Below are 15,655 nucleotides of genomic sequence, written 5' to 3'. Positions count from 1 at the left end.
TTCAATCTAATTCAAAATGAAAAAAATAACTTTATTACTCGCAGTGATGACTGTATTTACAGCGAATATTTTCGCTCAGGAAACAAATCAGAAATTTAATTTGGGTATAAAAGCAGGGGGAAATTTCTCTAATATTTATGATACTCAGGGCGACTCTTTTACGGCTGATGGCAAATTAGGTTTTGCTGGTGGTGTATTTATGAGTATTCCAATTATCAAATTTATCGGTATTCAGCCAGAAGTATTATTCTCGCAGAAGGGTTTCAAAGGCAAGGGCGTTTTGTTGGGAAGTAGCTACGACCTTACTCGTACTACCAGTTATATCGACATCCCAATTCTGTTGGCCATCAAACCAATCAATATGCTTACGATTTTGGCTGGACCACAATTTTCTTTTTTATTGAAAGAAAAGAACGTTTTCCAAAATTCATTAGCCAGCGTAGAACAGGAAGAAGTATTTAAAAATGATAACGTTCGTAAAAACATCATGGGTTTCACGGGTGGTTTAGACCTTAATTTCCAGAGTATTACTTTAGGATTAAGAGCTAATTATGACTACCAAACCAATAATGGAGACGGAACGTCGTCAACGCCTCGTTACAAAAATGCTTGGTATCAAGCAACCATCGGTTTTAGATTTTTATAAGCTCTAACGCAAAATATCATGGGAAATTTAATTTATTCAATTGCGGTTATTTTAATCATTGTTTGGGCAATTGGCATTATTGGTTACGGTGCAGGAGGGCTCATACACATACTTTTGGTAATAGCGATTATAGCTATTTTATTAAGAATTATTCAAGGTAAAAGACCGTTATAACGAGTCGTTTTCATCATCGTTGGCTCGCTGCAATAACACAGCAAATTGTTAATGAATGGTTTGAATACCAGTTAATATTTGGGGTTTATTGCAGTGAACCGATGATTTTCTTATATCACTTCTCCTTATAATTAGGAAAATACCGAAGCTACTTCGACCGCCAGTCCCATTTTTTCTTCCTTTTTGTTCACGCATTGACGGTATTTCAATGCGTGATTTTTCTTTGTGAAAATTTACTCAGCCAATCGTTCAATAAGCTCAAATAGCAGAATGTGTGAATTATATAAGTTTCCAAAATAATTATATAATTGCTTTACTCAAAAAATAACTCATCTTTGTTGGTTGATTTTCAGACTGTTAATCTTTTCAATAGAAAAATTTTCAATTTTCCTCACTTCTCATTTTTCTAAACTTTCTCATCGTTGAATCTTTTTGCCAACAATGGTGACAATTCAATCAATTAATCATTTTAAACCAGTTCGAGGAGAATAAATAATCTATGAAATTATACATAAAATATATGGTAAGTGCCCGTTGTAAAATAATGGTGAAAACCGAATTGAAAAAGTTGGGCTTACATTTTATTGTGGTGGATTTGGGAGAAGTAGAAATTATGGAAACCCTAAGTGCATCACAAAGAGAAGAATTGAAGATTGCCTTACTGGCTTCGGGGCTGGAATTGATGGATGATAAAAAAGCAATGCTGATTGAAAAAATAAAAAATGTGGTGATAGAAATGGTACATTATTCGGAGGAATTGCCCAAAATCAATTTTTCTAATTTTCTCAGTGAAAAACTCAATTACGATTATACTTACTTGGCAAATTTGTTTTCAGAGGTGCAAGGTACAACCATTGAGCAATTTATTATTTCCCATAAAATTGAACGTATTAAAGAATTGATGATTTATGGAGAATTGAACATTACCGAAATCGCCCAACAAATGAATTACAGCAGTGTAGCTCACTTGTCGAGCCAGTTTAAGAAAGTAACTGGGCTTTCGCCATCGCATTTCAGACAATTAAAAGATAAAAGACGTAATCCCATTGAAGATATTTAACCAACCATTTGCCTTGAACATTTCAGCCCTAATTTGTGTATGAAAAATCCAACTAAAATAAAATTATTTCTGGTCGATGACGATGCCTTATTTTTAAAATCTTTAGAAATAGAGTTTTTACAAAATGAAGCATTTGATGTAGAAACATTCGCTACTGGTGAACTTTGTATTGCTAATCTATCGCATCATCCAGATGTAATTATTTTGGATTATCATTTAGACGGCATAGAAAAAAATGCCATGAATGGTATAGCAACCTTAGACTGTATCAAAGAAAAAATGCCCGCAACGCCAGTGGTGATGCTGTCGTCGCAAGATAAAATTGATGTGGCTATCAATTGTATGCACCACAACGCTTTCGATTATGTCGTAAAAAGCGAAACGGCTTTTGTGCGTTTGCAGAAAAATATTGATGTCATTTTCAAGTTCCAAAAAATCAAAAAACAGTTGAGTTGGTATATGGATAGAATGTAGTTATGAATTATGAGTTGTGAATTATGAATTATGAGTTATGAGTTGTGAATTATGAGTTATGAATTATGAGTTATGAATTGTGAGTTATGAATTGTGATTTATGAGTTATGAGTTATGAGTTGTGAGTTATGAATTGTGAGTTGTGAGTTATGATTTTTGAATTCTTATATTTTGTAAGTTTCTGATTATTAGATGCTTGAAATTGTATTCACTGCTCGTTTTTTTCTATTAACTTATTCACTTATTCACTCCTTTGCTCAATGAAAATCTAATGGTTTTGTTCATCCCAAAAGCCATTAGAGTAGTCTAACCTCTATCTATTGATACATTTTTATACTATTTTCTCCCTGTAATGAAAAAAAAACTATTAGTGAAAGCCAATGAAAAACTTGAGCAAGCCCAAGACCATGCTTTTACGATTGTTGCCATTGGTGCATCTGTTGGCGGACTTGAAGCGATTTGCGAATTGTTGAAAAATATTTCGCCTGATACGGGTATGGCTTTTATTTATGTACAACACCTCAACCCCGACCATAAGAGTTTGCTTACTTCTATTTTAGCCAAAATGACTACGATGAAAGTACAGGAAATTGAAAATATGGAACATATTTTACCGAATAATGTCTATGTAATTCCGACGAATCAAGTGATAGAAGTAATCGACGGACACATTAAATTGTTACCACGCACCAAAAATACGGCTGTGATTTCGATTGACGTACTTTTCTCGTCGCTTGCCAAAACACACCATGAAAAAGTAATAGGAGTGATTCTTTCGGGAAATGCCAGCGATGGTACAAACGGACTAAAGGACATCAAAGAAGCAGGAGGGATTACTATTGCACAGGACGATACCGCTCAAGCCAACAGTATGCCATTGTCTGCCATTAATGCTGGCATTGTAGATTTTGTTTTATCTCCAAAAGACATTGCCAAAAAGTTAGAGAATCTCAGTAAATCAAATTTTGACAAAAAAATAAAGGATGATATAGAAGTACAAAACGAAAACCCCAATGCTGATTTGGATAATATCTTCAATCTATTGCGAACAAAAATGGGCGTAGATTTTAGCCATTATAAAATGCCAACCATCAAAAGACGCATTACCCACAAAATGAAGCAATCGGGGATAAAAACGATTAAAGAATATGTAGTTTTCCTACAAAAAGATGATGCCGCCATTGCTTTACTTTACAAAGATTTGCTGATAAATGTTACCAATTTTTTCAGAGATACCGAAACCTTTGAATACTTAGAAAGTACCATTTTACCAAAATTATTGAAAAGTAAAAATAGTGAAGAAAGCCTGAGAATTTGGGTACCTGCTTGTTCTACGGGCGAAGAAGCCTACTCGATAGCGATTTTGATTGATGAATTGAGAGAGAAAAAAAACAAGAAAATTATCTTTCAGATTTTTGCTACCGACCTCAGCGACGAAGCCATTCAAGCCGCACGATTGGGCGAATATTCACAAACGGATGTAAAAAACATTCCACAAAAATACCTGAATCGCTACTTTTCAAAAATTGGCGAAAACTATAAAGTCATCAAAGAATTGCGTGATTTATGCGTATTTGCTCCACATAATATTTTGCGAGGCCCACCTTTTTCAAGAATGGATTTTGTAAGTTGTTGCAATCTATTGATTTACTTCGACTCTACGGCACAGAAAAAAGTATTTACTACCCTACATTTTGCCCTCAACGACGCAGGTTTTTTGATGCTCGGCAAAGCAGAAACCATTGGTACTACCTCACAGCTTTTTACGCAAGTAAACAGTAAATATAAAATTTATACTTGTAAAAAAAGTAATGGTATTAGGCGGCAAATGGAGCTTCAACCTCGTTTTCCGAGAACAATTTTTCCCACTAAGAAAATCAACATTCCCACAAAAAGTATCAGCGTTACTCCCGTTGGCATCGAAAATGCCATTGATGCCGTTTTGTTGGCATCTTATATGCCAGCTTGTGCCGTGATTAATAAAGACATGGAAATACTTCAATTCAGAGGCCCCGTTTCTTTTTTTCTCGAACACCAGTCAGGCAAAGCCAGTCTTCATATTCTGAAAATGGCAAGACCAGAATTTGCTTTTGAGCTACGCAACGCTATTTATGAAGTAATCAAAACCAAACAAAATGTTCAAAAATCAGGCATCGAAATCAAGATAGAATCCGCTTGGCAATTGCTGTCTTTTGAAGTTTCTCCGCTCAAAATTGATTGGGAAGAACCGCTCATTATGATTGTCTTTACGCTACACAAACAAGCCGACAGGAGCTTAGAAAACCACAAAAGCGATAAAAGTTCTTTGGCACTTCGTGACCAAAGAATTAAAAAATTAACCGAAGAACTCAACAGTATTCGTAAAGAAATCAATACGATTACGGATTTACAGGAAATTACTTTTGAGGAATTACAAGTAGCCAATGAAGAGATTGTTTCGTCAAACGAAGAGTACCAAACCTTGAACGAAGAGCTTGAAACTTCCAGAGAAGAAATTGAGGTAACCAATGAAGAACTGATTTCGAGTAATCAGGAATTGCACATGCGGAATAGTTTGCTGACAGAAGCTTACGATTTTTCAGAGGCAATTATTGCTACTATTCACGAACCCATGTTGGTTTTGGATAAAAACTTTGCCGTGAAATCTGCCAATAAATCATTTTACGAAAAATTTCTTTTCAAAAAACAAGATACCGAAGGCATTTCTTTGTTTGATTTGGGTGATAAACAGTGGAATATCGTAGAACTAAAAACGGCTTTAAAAAATATCATTTCACATAATAGTAGTTTATCAAAATTTCACCTTACTCATACGTTCAAAGGAATTGGTGAAAAACATTTACTATTAAACGGCAATCTTATATTACAAAAAATCAGTTCTGAACAATTGATTTTATTGGCAATAGAAGACATTACGGAACAGAAAAGAATTGAAAATAATCTGGCTCAAAGTCTGAAAGAAGTATTAGATTATCGTTATGCCCTTGATGCTTCTTCGATTGTAGATGTGGCAGACGAAAAGGGAATTATCAATTATGTAAATGATAATTATTGCAGAATTTCCCAGTATTCATCGGATGAATTAATCGGAAAAAATCATCGAGTCATCAACTCAAATTACCATTCCGAAGTATTTATGAAGGAATTATGGGATACCATAATGAGCGGTAAAATTTGGAGAAATGAATTAAGAAATAAAGCAAAAGATGGTTCATTCTATTGGGTAAATTCTACAATTGTTCCGTTTCTGGATGAGGAGCAAAAACCTTATCAATTTGTGGCAATCAGTATAGATATTACTGACCAAAAAATGGCTGAGAGAGAACTGATGGAAGCAAAAATCTTTGCCGAACTTGCCACAGGTATTGCCGAGGAGGCACAGACAAAAGCCGAAAGGGCTTCACATAATGCCGAGGAAGCCATGAAAGCCAAGCAACAGTTTTTATCCAATATGAGTCACGAGATACGAACGCCTTTGAATGCCATCATTGGTTTTACAAAAATTGTTCTTAAAACCAATTTAGAAGCCAAACAAAAAGAGTATTTGACGGCGATTAAAATGAGTGGCGATGCTTTGATTGTATTAATCAATGACATTCTGGATTTGGCGAAAGTAGATGCAGGAAAAATGGTTTTTGAAAAAAAACCTTTCAAATTGGCGTTTTCGGTATTGACGATTATTCGACTTTTTGAAACCAAAAGTCAAGAAAAAAACCTCATTTTAAAGTCCGAAATCGACACCAATATTCCAGAAGTACTGGTAGGCGACGCCTCACGTTTACACCAAATTATGTTGAATTTGGTAAGTAATGCCTTAAAATTTACGGCAAAAGGCTACATTTCATTAAATATTCGTTTGCTAAACGAAGATGCCGAAAAAGTAACGATTCAGTTTTCGGTAGAAGATACCGGTATTGGCATCGCTACCGACCAGTTAAAAACCATTTTTGAAAACTTCCAGCAAGCATCCAGCGAAACTTCCCGTTTGTACGGCGGCACAGGCTTGGGGCTTGCCATCGCCAAACAATTGGTAGAGTCGCAAGGGGGCGTTATTAGCCTTAAAAGTAAAATAGACGAAGGTTCTACCTTTACTTTTGTGCTGACTTTCTTCAAAACCGAAGCAAAAGCCGAAGAAGAAATAGAGTTGATTCCTTTAGACAACCGACTCAGCAATGTAAATGTCTTGGTCGCCGAAGATACTCCTCTGAATCAATTATTGATAAAAACCCTTTTGGATGATTTTAATTTTGAATGCGATATTGCCGAAAATGGAAAAATCGCCATCGAAAAGCTACAAAGCAAAACTTATGATATTATTTTGATGGACATACAAATGCCCGAAATGAATGGTTTTGAGGCAACAGAGTACATCCGAAACACACTGCAATCCAATATCCCGATTATTGCTCTCACGGCTGACGTTACCACATCAGATGTGGCAAAATGCAAAGAAGTAGGCATGAACGAGTACATAGCCAAACCTGTGGACGAACGTCTACTTTATACTTTGATGGTAGGACTGATTCCGCAGAAAATAATTGAAAAAGTAATGGAAGACGAAGTATTGATGATAGAAGACGATACGCTTGTGACCTATTTAGATTTAAGCTACTTGACTACCCGCACCAAGAATAATCCGAAATTGATGACAGAAATGATTAGTATTTATCTCAAACAAACGCCGATACTAATCAATGCAATGAAGCAAAGTTTATTGGAAAATAACTGGCAATTGTTACAGGCGACGGTGCATAAAATGATTCCTTCGTTTTCGATAATGGGTATCAAAGGAGAACACGAAAACGTAGCCAAAAGAATTTATGATTATGCTGGCTTGAATCAACCCCATGAAAGTATTCATGATTTAGTTGCTCAACTCGAATTTGTTTGCGAACAGGCTTGTAAAGAATTGGAGCTTGAGCTTGAGAGAATTAATAATTTGTAAATGAACCTTGTGCTTATAGCATAAGGCTTACAGCCTAAAGCGGGTAAAAATAATTTTGCCAACTTACTTAAAAGTGTGAATCATATAACTCTCTTCCACAATTCTATAACATCATCGCTTTTTAATTCCTCATCTTTGTATTGAAATTAGAAACCCTTCTAATGAACTAATTATCAGCGAGATGAAGAAAAAAATATTTTATTTAATGACTGCCCTTTTGTTGTCATTTACGCCAATTGCTCTACAAGCCTCAGCCATTGTAGCCGAAGAACCTACTACGATGAGTGTTGAAAATGAAGTAAAAGCTAAGGCTTTAGTACAACGTTTGGAAGAAATAAAAGCCATGGATAAATCTTCTATGACTTCAAAAGAAAAGAAGGCATTGCGTAAAGAAGTACGCAGTACCAAAGCGGCACTTTCAGAAATGAATGGCGGAGTTTATCTTTCGGTAGGAGCAATCATCATCATTATTTTATTACTGATTATATTATTATGAAAGTGCTTACAGAAAGTATTTTTTATGAAGTATGCACTTTGTTTCAGAAAATCACCAATCGCTATTACCTCAAAGGACTTCATGTTTGTAGTGCCATTATACAGCTGCAAAATTAAGATTTAGCAAAACTATGTTCAAACACTACAAATATTAAAAGACGAATACTTATTTTGACAAACCTATCTATTTCAATACCGTTGGTAATTTATTCTTTTATGAGAATAGATTGCCATTTTTTTTGATTTTGGAGGTACAGCAATGCTTCTGAAATGGTGGCTTTTTCAACTTAGCGTGGTTTTGGTAATATCAATACTTTCTGATAACAATCTATAAATTAATGTAATTTTTTACCGAGTAAAAAAAAAACCGCTTAAAGACGAATCTCTAAGCGGTTTTAAATTGTGGAGACTATGGGATTCGAACCCATGACCTCTACGCTGCCAGCGTAGCGCTCTAGCCAACTGAGCTAAGCCCCCCCAAAGTTTTGCAAATGTAAAGAATATACTTTGTTCTGCAAAACTTTGATTGGTGTCGGGTTAAAAATTCACCCTTGCACCAATACCTCCTTGCGGATGGATATATTGTGAGGCTGGTATCATCTCAAGATATACGCCCAATTCGCCAAAAACTGACAATGGTGAATTGGGAATCGAGTACTCTAAGCCTGCCTGTCCGATTCCGCCTGTGCCAGAAGAGGACATTTGGACTCTGTTTACAACATAATTGCGGGAGGTCATCTGTAAACCAAAACCATAGTAGGCTTCTAACAGGTTACTTCCTAATTCTCTGTGCCAAAGATAAAGGGCATTGAATGAAACGCCTGCTCCATCAAAACTTCCCTCTCGATAAGGGCTTCTTAGTCCCCAAATTGCTCCGTAAACGCCCAAGTTAAACTCAATGGCATTTTTATCGTTTTTCAGATAACGCCTTACGGTTAAGCCTGATGGGTCGCCTAATTTTGCTCCAACTGCCCAAGCTTTATACTGTGAATGCCCAACAAAACTGATACAAAGGAGAAATACAATACAAAGAATTTTTTTCATGATGATAAGGTTTACTGTTGATAAGCCTTGAGTAAAGTCATCAGATGTTGGTTTTCTTCGGATGTTCCTATTGAAATTCTTAGAGAATTATCACAAAGTTTTACTTTTGAACGGTCACGAACAATGGTTTTTTGTTCGATTAAGTAATCAAAAACGGCTTTGGCATCTTGGAATTTCACTAAGAGGAAATTGGCATCCGACGGGAATATTTTCTCAACGATTGACAAACCTGATAACTCTTCGGCTAATAACTGACGGTTATGATTCAGGGTATTAACGGAATTCTTAACGAAATCAGTATTATCAATATTTTCAATGAGTAGTTTTTGCGTCAGCCCGTTGATATTGTAAGGGTACTTTATTTTGTTTAAAAGCTTGATAAGCTCTTCGTTGGCAAATGCCATTCCCAAACGTAAAGCGGCTAATCCCCAAGCTTTTGAGAAAGTTTGGAGTACCATTACGTTAGGAAAATTATCTAATTCTTGAATAAAAGAAGGCTCGTCAGAAAAATCGTTGTAGGCTTCATCAATGACTACAATTCCGTGTTCAAAATTGTCGATAATGCTTAAAATTGCTTCACGATTGATAATATTTCCTGTTGGATTATTGGGCGAACAGATAAAAATCAATTTCGTTTTCTGATTGATTGCCTCTATGATGGCATCTGTATCTAATTGATAATCCTCGGTTAAATCAATTTTCTGGATTTGAACATTATTCACAGAAGCACTTACTTCATACATTCCATAAGTAGGCGGAAGGATGATGATATTGTCTTCTTTTGGTTCGCAAGTCAATCGGATAATCAAATCAATCGGTTCGTCAGAACCATTTCCTAAAAATATCTGTGAAGGTCTGCAAGCTTTGATAGCCGCCAATTTTTCTTTAATGGCAAATTGATATGGGTCTGGATAACGATTCCAATTTTCGGGCGTTGCCGAGCCAATTGGGTTTTCGTTTGCATCCAAAAATATTCCTTCTTTTCCTGTATATTCATCACGTGCAGACGAGTAAGGAGCAAGGCTAAGAATATGTTTACGAACTATCTGTTGTATGTTAAAACTCATAGTTAAAATAATTTACAATCTAATTTTTACTGCATTGGCGTGTGCGTCTAATGACTCCGCCTCTGCCATTTCGATAATGGTTTTGCCCAAATTTTTGATACCTTCTTGCGTAATGTGTTGTACCGTGATTTTCTTCACGAAACTATCCAAACTTACGCCCGAGTAGGCTTTTGCATAACCGTTGGTTGGGAGCGTATGGTTCGTGCCAGAAGCATAGTCGCCAGCCGATTCGGGAGTGTAATTTCCTAAAAAGATTGAACCTGCCTGATAGATTTTTTCTGATACTTCTTCTGCGTTCTCTACTGATAAAATCAAGTGTTCGGCAGCGTATTCGTTCAGAAGCGTCAGGGCAATTTCTTGGTTTTCTACCAAAATTGCTTGGCTGTTTTCAAGGGCTTGTGAGGCAAAAGCGGCTCTTGGTAATACCGCTAATTGTTTACTCAATTCTTCATTTACAGCATCAATGATTTTCTCAGAAGTAGAAACCAATAATACTTGTGAGTCGATACCATGTTCGGCTTGTGACAATAAATCTGCGGCTACAAAAGCAGGATTTGCCGTATCATCGGCATAAACTGCCACTTCCGACGGCCCCGCTGGCATATCAATCGCTACGCCTTCTTTGTTTACCAACATTTTGGCGGCTGTAACGTACTGATTTCCCGGACCAAAAATTTTATAAACTTTTGGAATACTTTCTGTACCATAAGCCATTGCCGCAACTGCCTGAGCTCCACCAATTCTAAAAATTTTGCTGATGCCACAAAGGGAAGCCGCATATAAAATGGCTGGATGGTTGGAAGGTGTACACAAAACTACTTCACGACAAGCCGCTATTTGTGCAGGAATTCCCAGCATCAGTACCGTTGAAAACAATGGAGCTGTTCCGCCCGGAATATATACCCCAACTTTTTCGATACCTACCGTTTTTCTCCAACAAGTAACGCCACTCATAGTTTCAATTTTCTCAGGAGTACTCTTCTGAGCTTCATGAAACTTGTAAATATTGCTATATGCTTGATGAATTGCTTTTTTTAAGTCTTCGGAAAGTAAACTTTCAGCTTTTTCGATTTCTTCGACAGGCATGGCTAATGAATCGAGATGGACTTTATCGAAGGTCAAAGCAAAATCACGAAGTGCGGCATCGCCTTCGTTTTTTACTCGACTCAAAATAGGGGCAACTCGCTGTTCAATCACAGAAATATCTTGTGTCGGACGAGTAAGTAAGGCTTGGTATTCGGACTGTTTAGGATATTTTATAATCTTCATTGAATCTAATAAATCATTTTTTCAATTGGCATTACCAAAATTCCTTCAGCACCTGCTTCACGGAGTTTTTCGATATTTTGCCAAAAGTCATTTTCGTTAATTACTGAACTCATCGCCGACCAGCCAGCTTGTGCTAAAGGAATCACCGATGGCGATTGCATTCCCGGCAACAATTTACTGATGGCTTCAATGTTTTCGTTTTTAGTGTTCAAAACCACATACTTGTTATTTTTTGCACGTTGAACGGCATCAATTCTAAAAAGAATTTGGTTAAGAATACTTTGTTTTTCTTCCGACATTTTCGTGTAGCCAATCATGATGGCTTCCGAACGGAAAATTACTTCTACTTCTTTCAAACCGTTACTCAACAAAGTACCACCCGAAGAAACAATATCGCAAACAGCATGAGCCAAACCAATACTTGGGGCAATTTCTACCGAACCAGAAATCTCATGAATATGCGATTGTACTCCTTGCGATTGCAAATAATTGCCTAAAATAATTGGGTACGAAGTAGCAATATCTTTTCCTTGTAAATCTTGTACTCCACGGTACTCTTCGCTACGAGGAATGGCAATAGATAAACGACATTTTGAGAAGCCCAAAAGTTTTACTTCTGATACATTTTTATTACTTTCAACATGCACGTTTTGTCCGACAATACCAATGTCAGCCACACCGTCTTCTACATAACCCGGAATATCGTCGTCTCTTAAAAACAAAAATTCAGCAGGGAAATTAGAAGAAGTAGCTTTTAATTTACCAGCACCATTATCAAACTTGATTCCACATTCCTTAAAAAGATTGAGGGAGTCTTCACTTAAACGTCCAGATTTTTGAACGGCAATTCTTAAATTTTGAGTCACTTGTCAGTTATTTATAGTCAGTTTTTTGCTAACAATCTCCAAAAAATAGAGAATGGCTTGTCCTCTTGAAAGCGAAATATGCAACGCTTATTTTGGCTAAATGCTAACGGACTGCAAAATTACGGAATCCAACTTAGGTTTTGACGGCTTTTTCATAAATTGTCGCTAAATCATCCATATTTCTTTTCTAAAAAAGAATATTTTGACGTTTATAGCTTTTATTTGAATGGTTTTTGGGCAGAAGTACAAAGGCGAGCCAAAATTATCGCTGCTACTGCTAAGAAAACTATTTTTTAGTAGAATAAACATACATACAAACATAAATGAAATATATCCATGAAAACTTACAAACAATTGTTATTAGCCAATAAAGCTTGGGCAAAAGAAAGACTTGAATTAGATGAAAGCTATTTCACGAATCTTTCTAAAGACCAAAAACCTGTTTTTCTATGGATTGGCTGTGCTGACAGCCGTGTGCCTGCCGAGGAAATAACAAATACTCATCCCGGAGAAGTATTTGTGCATCGGAATGTAGCCAATTTGGTCGTGCATACTGACATCAATTTGTTGTCGGTTTTACAATATGCCGTGGAAGTTTTACACGTAAAGCATGTAATTGTTTGTGGACATTATGGCTGTGGAGGTGTAAAGGCAGCAATGGGACAAAACGATTTGGGTTTAATCAATAAATGGCTCAGAAATATCAAGGAGATTTATGATAAACATAATTATGAATTGAAAAATATTTCAGATGAGTCGGCTCGTTTCAACCGTTTGGTAGAGCTAAATGTAGAAGAACAAGTAAAAAATTTAGCTAAAACTACTATCGTTCAGCGTGCTTGGAAAAACTTCAAAGTGCCACATTTGCACGGTTGGGTTTTTGATATGAAAACAGGTTTGATAAAAGAAGTAATGGAAATTGAAGCCTGTTCAGAAGTTGACCCAATTTTCAAATATGAATTCCATACAGATGAATTAATTACTAACAGTTCAATTCATTAAAAAGTGATTAGCTAATAGTGATTGGTAATTAGTTTTAAAATGCTAATTACCAATTATTTACATGAAAGTTAATTGAAATCATTTCTAAAAGCTATTTGAGATTTCTGATATATGACACAAGAAACCATTTAATAAATCCAAAATCCGACATCTGAAATCCGAAAGCAAATGCCTTTCACAACTATTATTTACGATAATACCTTCATTAATTTCGCTAATTTCTCAGCGTCCAATTTCCCTGAAGTTCTTACGCCGCTACAAATATCTAAACCAAAAGGTTTTACAAACTCAAGAGCTTCTTTTACATTGTCGGGATTCAGACCGCCAGCCAAAAATACGGGAATAGAAAGTTCTTCCACAATTTGTCGGCTAATCGTCCAATCGTGTTTTCGACCCGTTCCGCCTAATTCCTTTACTGCTAAATTGGGATTTCCCGAATCCAATAAAATCATATCTGCTAAACTTTCATACTTCTTGGCTTCTTGAATAGAACTTTCGTCTGTTACATGAATTACTTGTATCAGTTTGATATTTGGCAAATTAGCTCTTAGAATCGGGTAAGTTTCTACCGCTACTGCATCTACCAATTGAATACAATTTGTGCCTGTAATGCGTTGATGTTCAATAATTTCAGCCGCTTCGGTTTTTGGCGTTAGCAAAAAACTATCAAGATGTGTAGGAATCGTCTTTGCAATTGCTTGAATAAGTTCATCATCAATCGTTCCCGGGCCACTCGGCATTTTTGCCACCAAGCCCAATACATCAGCCCCTGCTTCGATAGCCATTTTAGCTTCTTCTTTCGTAGAAATACAGCAAATTTTAATTTTGACTTTCATGGCTAAAGACTACTTTATTTTCTATTTCTTCATTCATAAAAAGTAAGTTTACTTTATCGTCGTAAAGAGCATTAAAGGCAAAATGCTTTTTTTGTAATATGTATTCGTAAATAAAAAAGTCAGTTTTGGGTGTTGGGAAGCTATGGATATTTTCAAAATTATGCCATTCTAATACGCCTTCGTTACACAGTGGAGGTTCAAAAAAATCTATTTCTGCCTCATAAATAAAGCTCATCCAATTGTACTTTACGGGCGAAGTTTCGACCAAAGTACCACAAAAACGCATTGCAGGTACTTTTATGCCAGCTTCTTCCCATACTTCACGGATGGCTGCATGATAAGGGTCTTCATAAGCATCTACTTTTCCGCCCACAGGTACATAAGTATCTTTGTTGGGTTCATTAAAACGCTTGAGTAACAAAAAGTTTGTTCCCTTACGAAGTACACATATTACGGCTACTCTTTTTAAACCTTCCATGATTTATTCTTGTACAGGAATTTTGGTGGTAAGATAACTGCCCAATAAACCTAAAATAATCAAAGACATCAAGGCGATTTTTAAAGAGAAAAATTCAGATAAGTAACCAATCATCACTGGGCCAATCAAAAATCCTGCAATACCCAAAGTAGAAATTGCCGCCAGTGCTACGCCTGCTGCCATTGTTTTGGAGTGTCCTGCTTGGCTGTAAATCAGGGGAACAATCGTAGAAAGTCCTAATCCTGTAATCCCGAAACCAATCACAACGCTAACTGGATGCTGAATAAAAATGGCGATTGACATTCCCAAAAACACTAATAAGCAGTTGGTCAGAAGTGTTTTTTGCAAACCTAAATTTTGTAAAATTTTATCGCCAAATACTCTGCCGACTACCATCAATACCGAAAATGCCGTAAAGCCTGCGGTAGTATAACCGTTCGGATTATTGAGTACTTGTTTGTAATACAACACACTCCAGTCCGCCATTGCACCTTCGCAAAGCATTCCACAAAAACAGATAATTCCTAAAATGATTAAAGATTTATCTGGAATGGCAAAAAGTGGTTGGTCTTCGGCTGATTTATGGTCTTGTTGAAGTAAAAAGCGATAGGTAATTAAGGCAATCATTAAATCCAAGCTTCCGATAGCTACTAAATGTTGGAAAGGCGTAATACCTTGTTTGGCAATAAAACCGCCCAAAGCTGCCCCAATCATAAAGCCAACGCTAAAAACCGCATGAAAGGAAGACATTATCGAGCGATTCAAGATTTTTTCAACGCCAACTGCTTGTACATTCATGGCGATGTTCAGCATATCGCTTCCGAAGCCAAAAAAGAAAAGTGCAATCGCTAAAGCAATCGAACTTTTTGCCATGCCCAACAAAGGCAAAGCGATAAAGTAAAAAAGTGTTGAAATAAAGGTAATATTTCTACTTCCGAATTTATGAATCAAAACGCCTGCAATGGGCAAAGCCGTTAAACTACCAATGGGCATGGCAAAAAGTACTGTTCCCAAAGCTGCATCGCTGAGTTGCAAAAGCTCTTTCATATCAGGAATACGAGATGCCCACGAGGCAAAGCTTATTCCACAAAGAAAAAACATGGCGTTTGTAGCTGTACGAGCCGTTTTTCCAAGATGTGTTGCTGAGATAGTTGTTTCCAATATTGTAATACGATTTGTCAAATCGACATTTTAAATTGAGCGATTTAATGAATGAGTGATTTAGTGATTTATACTACGGAAATCAGTAAATCACCCATTTGTATTTTGTTGTTTAATTTTTAAATAACTGATAATTAA

The 15,655-nt window shown here is 36.3% G+C and carries 14 protein-coding genes and 1 tRNA gene; 7 read left to right on the top strand and 8 right to left on the bottom strand.

Going from position 1 to position 15,655, the window contains the following annotated elements; translation table 11 throughout:
- The first annotated feature begins 16 nt into the window (after window positions 1-16).
- The 6 genes from VB248_RS08210 to VB248_RS08185 all read left to right on the top strand — a co-directional run bounded on the left by VB248_RS08210 (window position 17) and on the right by VB248_RS08185 (window position 7,795).
- A complete protein-coding gene (locus tag VB248_RS08210; RefSeq protein ID WP_323296274.1) occupies window positions 17-646 on the top strand; it encodes a porin family protein in 630 nt (209 codons plus the stop codon).
- An 18-nt stretch (window positions 647-664) separates the two neighbouring features.
- Window positions 665-820 (top strand): lmo0937 family membrane protein, encoded by a 156-nt coding sequence (locus tag VB248_RS08205; RefSeq protein WP_323296273.1) that lies wholly within the window; start codon window positions 665-667, stop codon window positions 818-820.
- 499 nt (window positions 821-1,319) lie between these two features.
- On the top strand, window positions 1,320-1,880 hold the full coding sequence (locus VB248_RS08200; protein ID WP_323296272.1) for a helix-turn-helix domain-containing protein: 561 nt from the start codon (window positions 1,320-1,322) through the stop codon (window positions 1,878-1,880).
- 39 nt (window positions 1,881-1,919) lie between these two features.
- The gene (locus tag VB248_RS08195; RefSeq protein ID WP_323296271.1) at window positions 1,920-2,354 is read left to right on the top strand and encodes a response regulator; all 435 of its coding nucleotides are present in this window, start codon (window positions 1,920-1,922) and stop codon (window positions 2,352-2,354) included.
- 352 nt (window positions 2,355-2,706) lie between these two features.
- Window positions 2,707-7,299: a CheR family methyltransferase gene (locus VB248_RS08190; protein ID WP_323296270.1), complete on the top strand. Its 4,593-nt coding sequence runs from the start codon at window positions 2,707-2,709 to the stop codon at window positions 7,297-7,299.
- 181 nt (window positions 7,300-7,480) lie between these two features.
- The gene (locus VB248_RS08185; protein WP_323296269.1) at window positions 7,481-7,795 is read left to right on the top strand and encodes a hypothetical protein; all 315 of its coding nucleotides are present in this window, start codon (window positions 7,481-7,483) and stop codon (window positions 7,793-7,795) included.
- 402 nt (window positions 7,796-8,197) lie between these two features.
- Here the strand turns inward: VB248_RS08185 and VB248_RS08180 are convergent.
- From VB248_RS08180 to hisG, 5 genes are all read right to left on the bottom strand, one after another.
- A tRNA-Ala gene (locus VB248_RS08180) sits at window positions 8,198-8,271 on the bottom strand.
- A 60-nt stretch (window positions 8,272-8,331) separates the two neighbouring features.
- Window positions 8,332-8,838, bottom strand: coding sequence for a hypothetical protein (locus VB248_RS08175; RefSeq protein ID WP_323296268.1), 507 nt, complete (start codon window positions 8,836-8,838; stop codon window positions 8,332-8,334).
- Between the two features lie 11 nt (window positions 8,839-8,849).
- Window positions 8,850-9,905 (bottom strand): histidinol-phosphate transaminase, encoded by a 1,056-nt coding sequence (gene hisC / locus VB248_RS08170; protein WP_323296267.1) that lies wholly within the window; start codon window positions 9,903-9,905, stop codon window positions 8,850-8,852.
- Between the two features lie 12 nt (window positions 9,906-9,917).
- Window positions 9,918-11,174: a histidinol dehydrogenase gene (gene hisD, locus VB248_RS08165; protein ID WP_323296266.1), complete on the bottom strand. Its 1,257-nt coding sequence runs from the start codon at window positions 11,172-11,174 to the stop codon at window positions 9,918-9,920.
- Window positions 11,175-11,179: 5 nt separating this feature from the next.
- Window positions 11,180-12,040: an ATP phosphoribosyltransferase gene (gene hisG / locus VB248_RS08160; RefSeq protein WP_323296265.1), complete on the bottom strand. Its 861-nt coding sequence runs from the start codon at window positions 12,038-12,040 to the stop codon at window positions 11,180-11,182.
- A 336-nt stretch (window positions 12,041-12,376) separates the two neighbouring features.
- Here hisG and VB248_RS08155 point away from each other — a divergent pair, with 336 nt between their 5' ends.
- Window positions 12,377-13,042 (top strand): carbonic anhydrase, encoded by a 666-nt coding sequence (locus tag VB248_RS08155; protein ID WP_323296264.1) that lies wholly within the window; start codon window positions 12,377-12,379, stop codon window positions 13,040-13,042.
- 188 nt (window positions 13,043-13,230) lie between these two features.
- Here VB248_RS08155 and VB248_RS08150 read toward each other — a convergent pair whose 3' ends face one another.
- From VB248_RS08150 to VB248_RS08140, 3 genes are read right to left on the bottom strand one after another with little or no spacing between them, the layout of a single operon-like run.
- On the bottom strand, window positions 13,231-13,878 hold the full coding sequence (locus VB248_RS08150; protein ID WP_323296263.1) for a phosphoribosylanthranilate isomerase: 648 nt from the start codon (window positions 13,876-13,878) through the stop codon (window positions 13,231-13,233).
- On the bottom strand, window positions 13,862-14,356 hold the full coding sequence (locus VB248_RS08145) for an NUDIX domain-containing protein (RefSeq protein ID WP_323296262.1): 495 nt from the start codon (window positions 14,354-14,356) through the stop codon (window positions 13,862-13,864). Before VB248_RS08145 ends, VB248_RS08150 begins: the two co-directional genes overlap by 17 nt.
- A gap of 3 nt (window positions 14,357-14,359) precedes the next feature.
- On the bottom strand, window positions 14,360-15,517 hold the full coding sequence (locus VB248_RS08140; RefSeq protein ID WP_323296261.1) for an MFS transporter: 1,158 nt from the start codon (window positions 15,515-15,517) through the stop codon (window positions 14,360-14,362).
- Window positions 15,518-15,655 lie beyond the last annotated feature (138 nt).

It is taken from the genome of Arcicella rigui, from assembly GCF_034929435.1.
GTDB classification, from domain to species: Bacteria; Bacteroidota; Bacteroidia; order Cytophagales; family Spirosomataceae; genus Arcicella; species Arcicella rigui.
The sequence above is the reverse complement of the archived record's forward strand: the minus strand, read 5'-3'. Positions and strand labels throughout refer to the sequence as shown.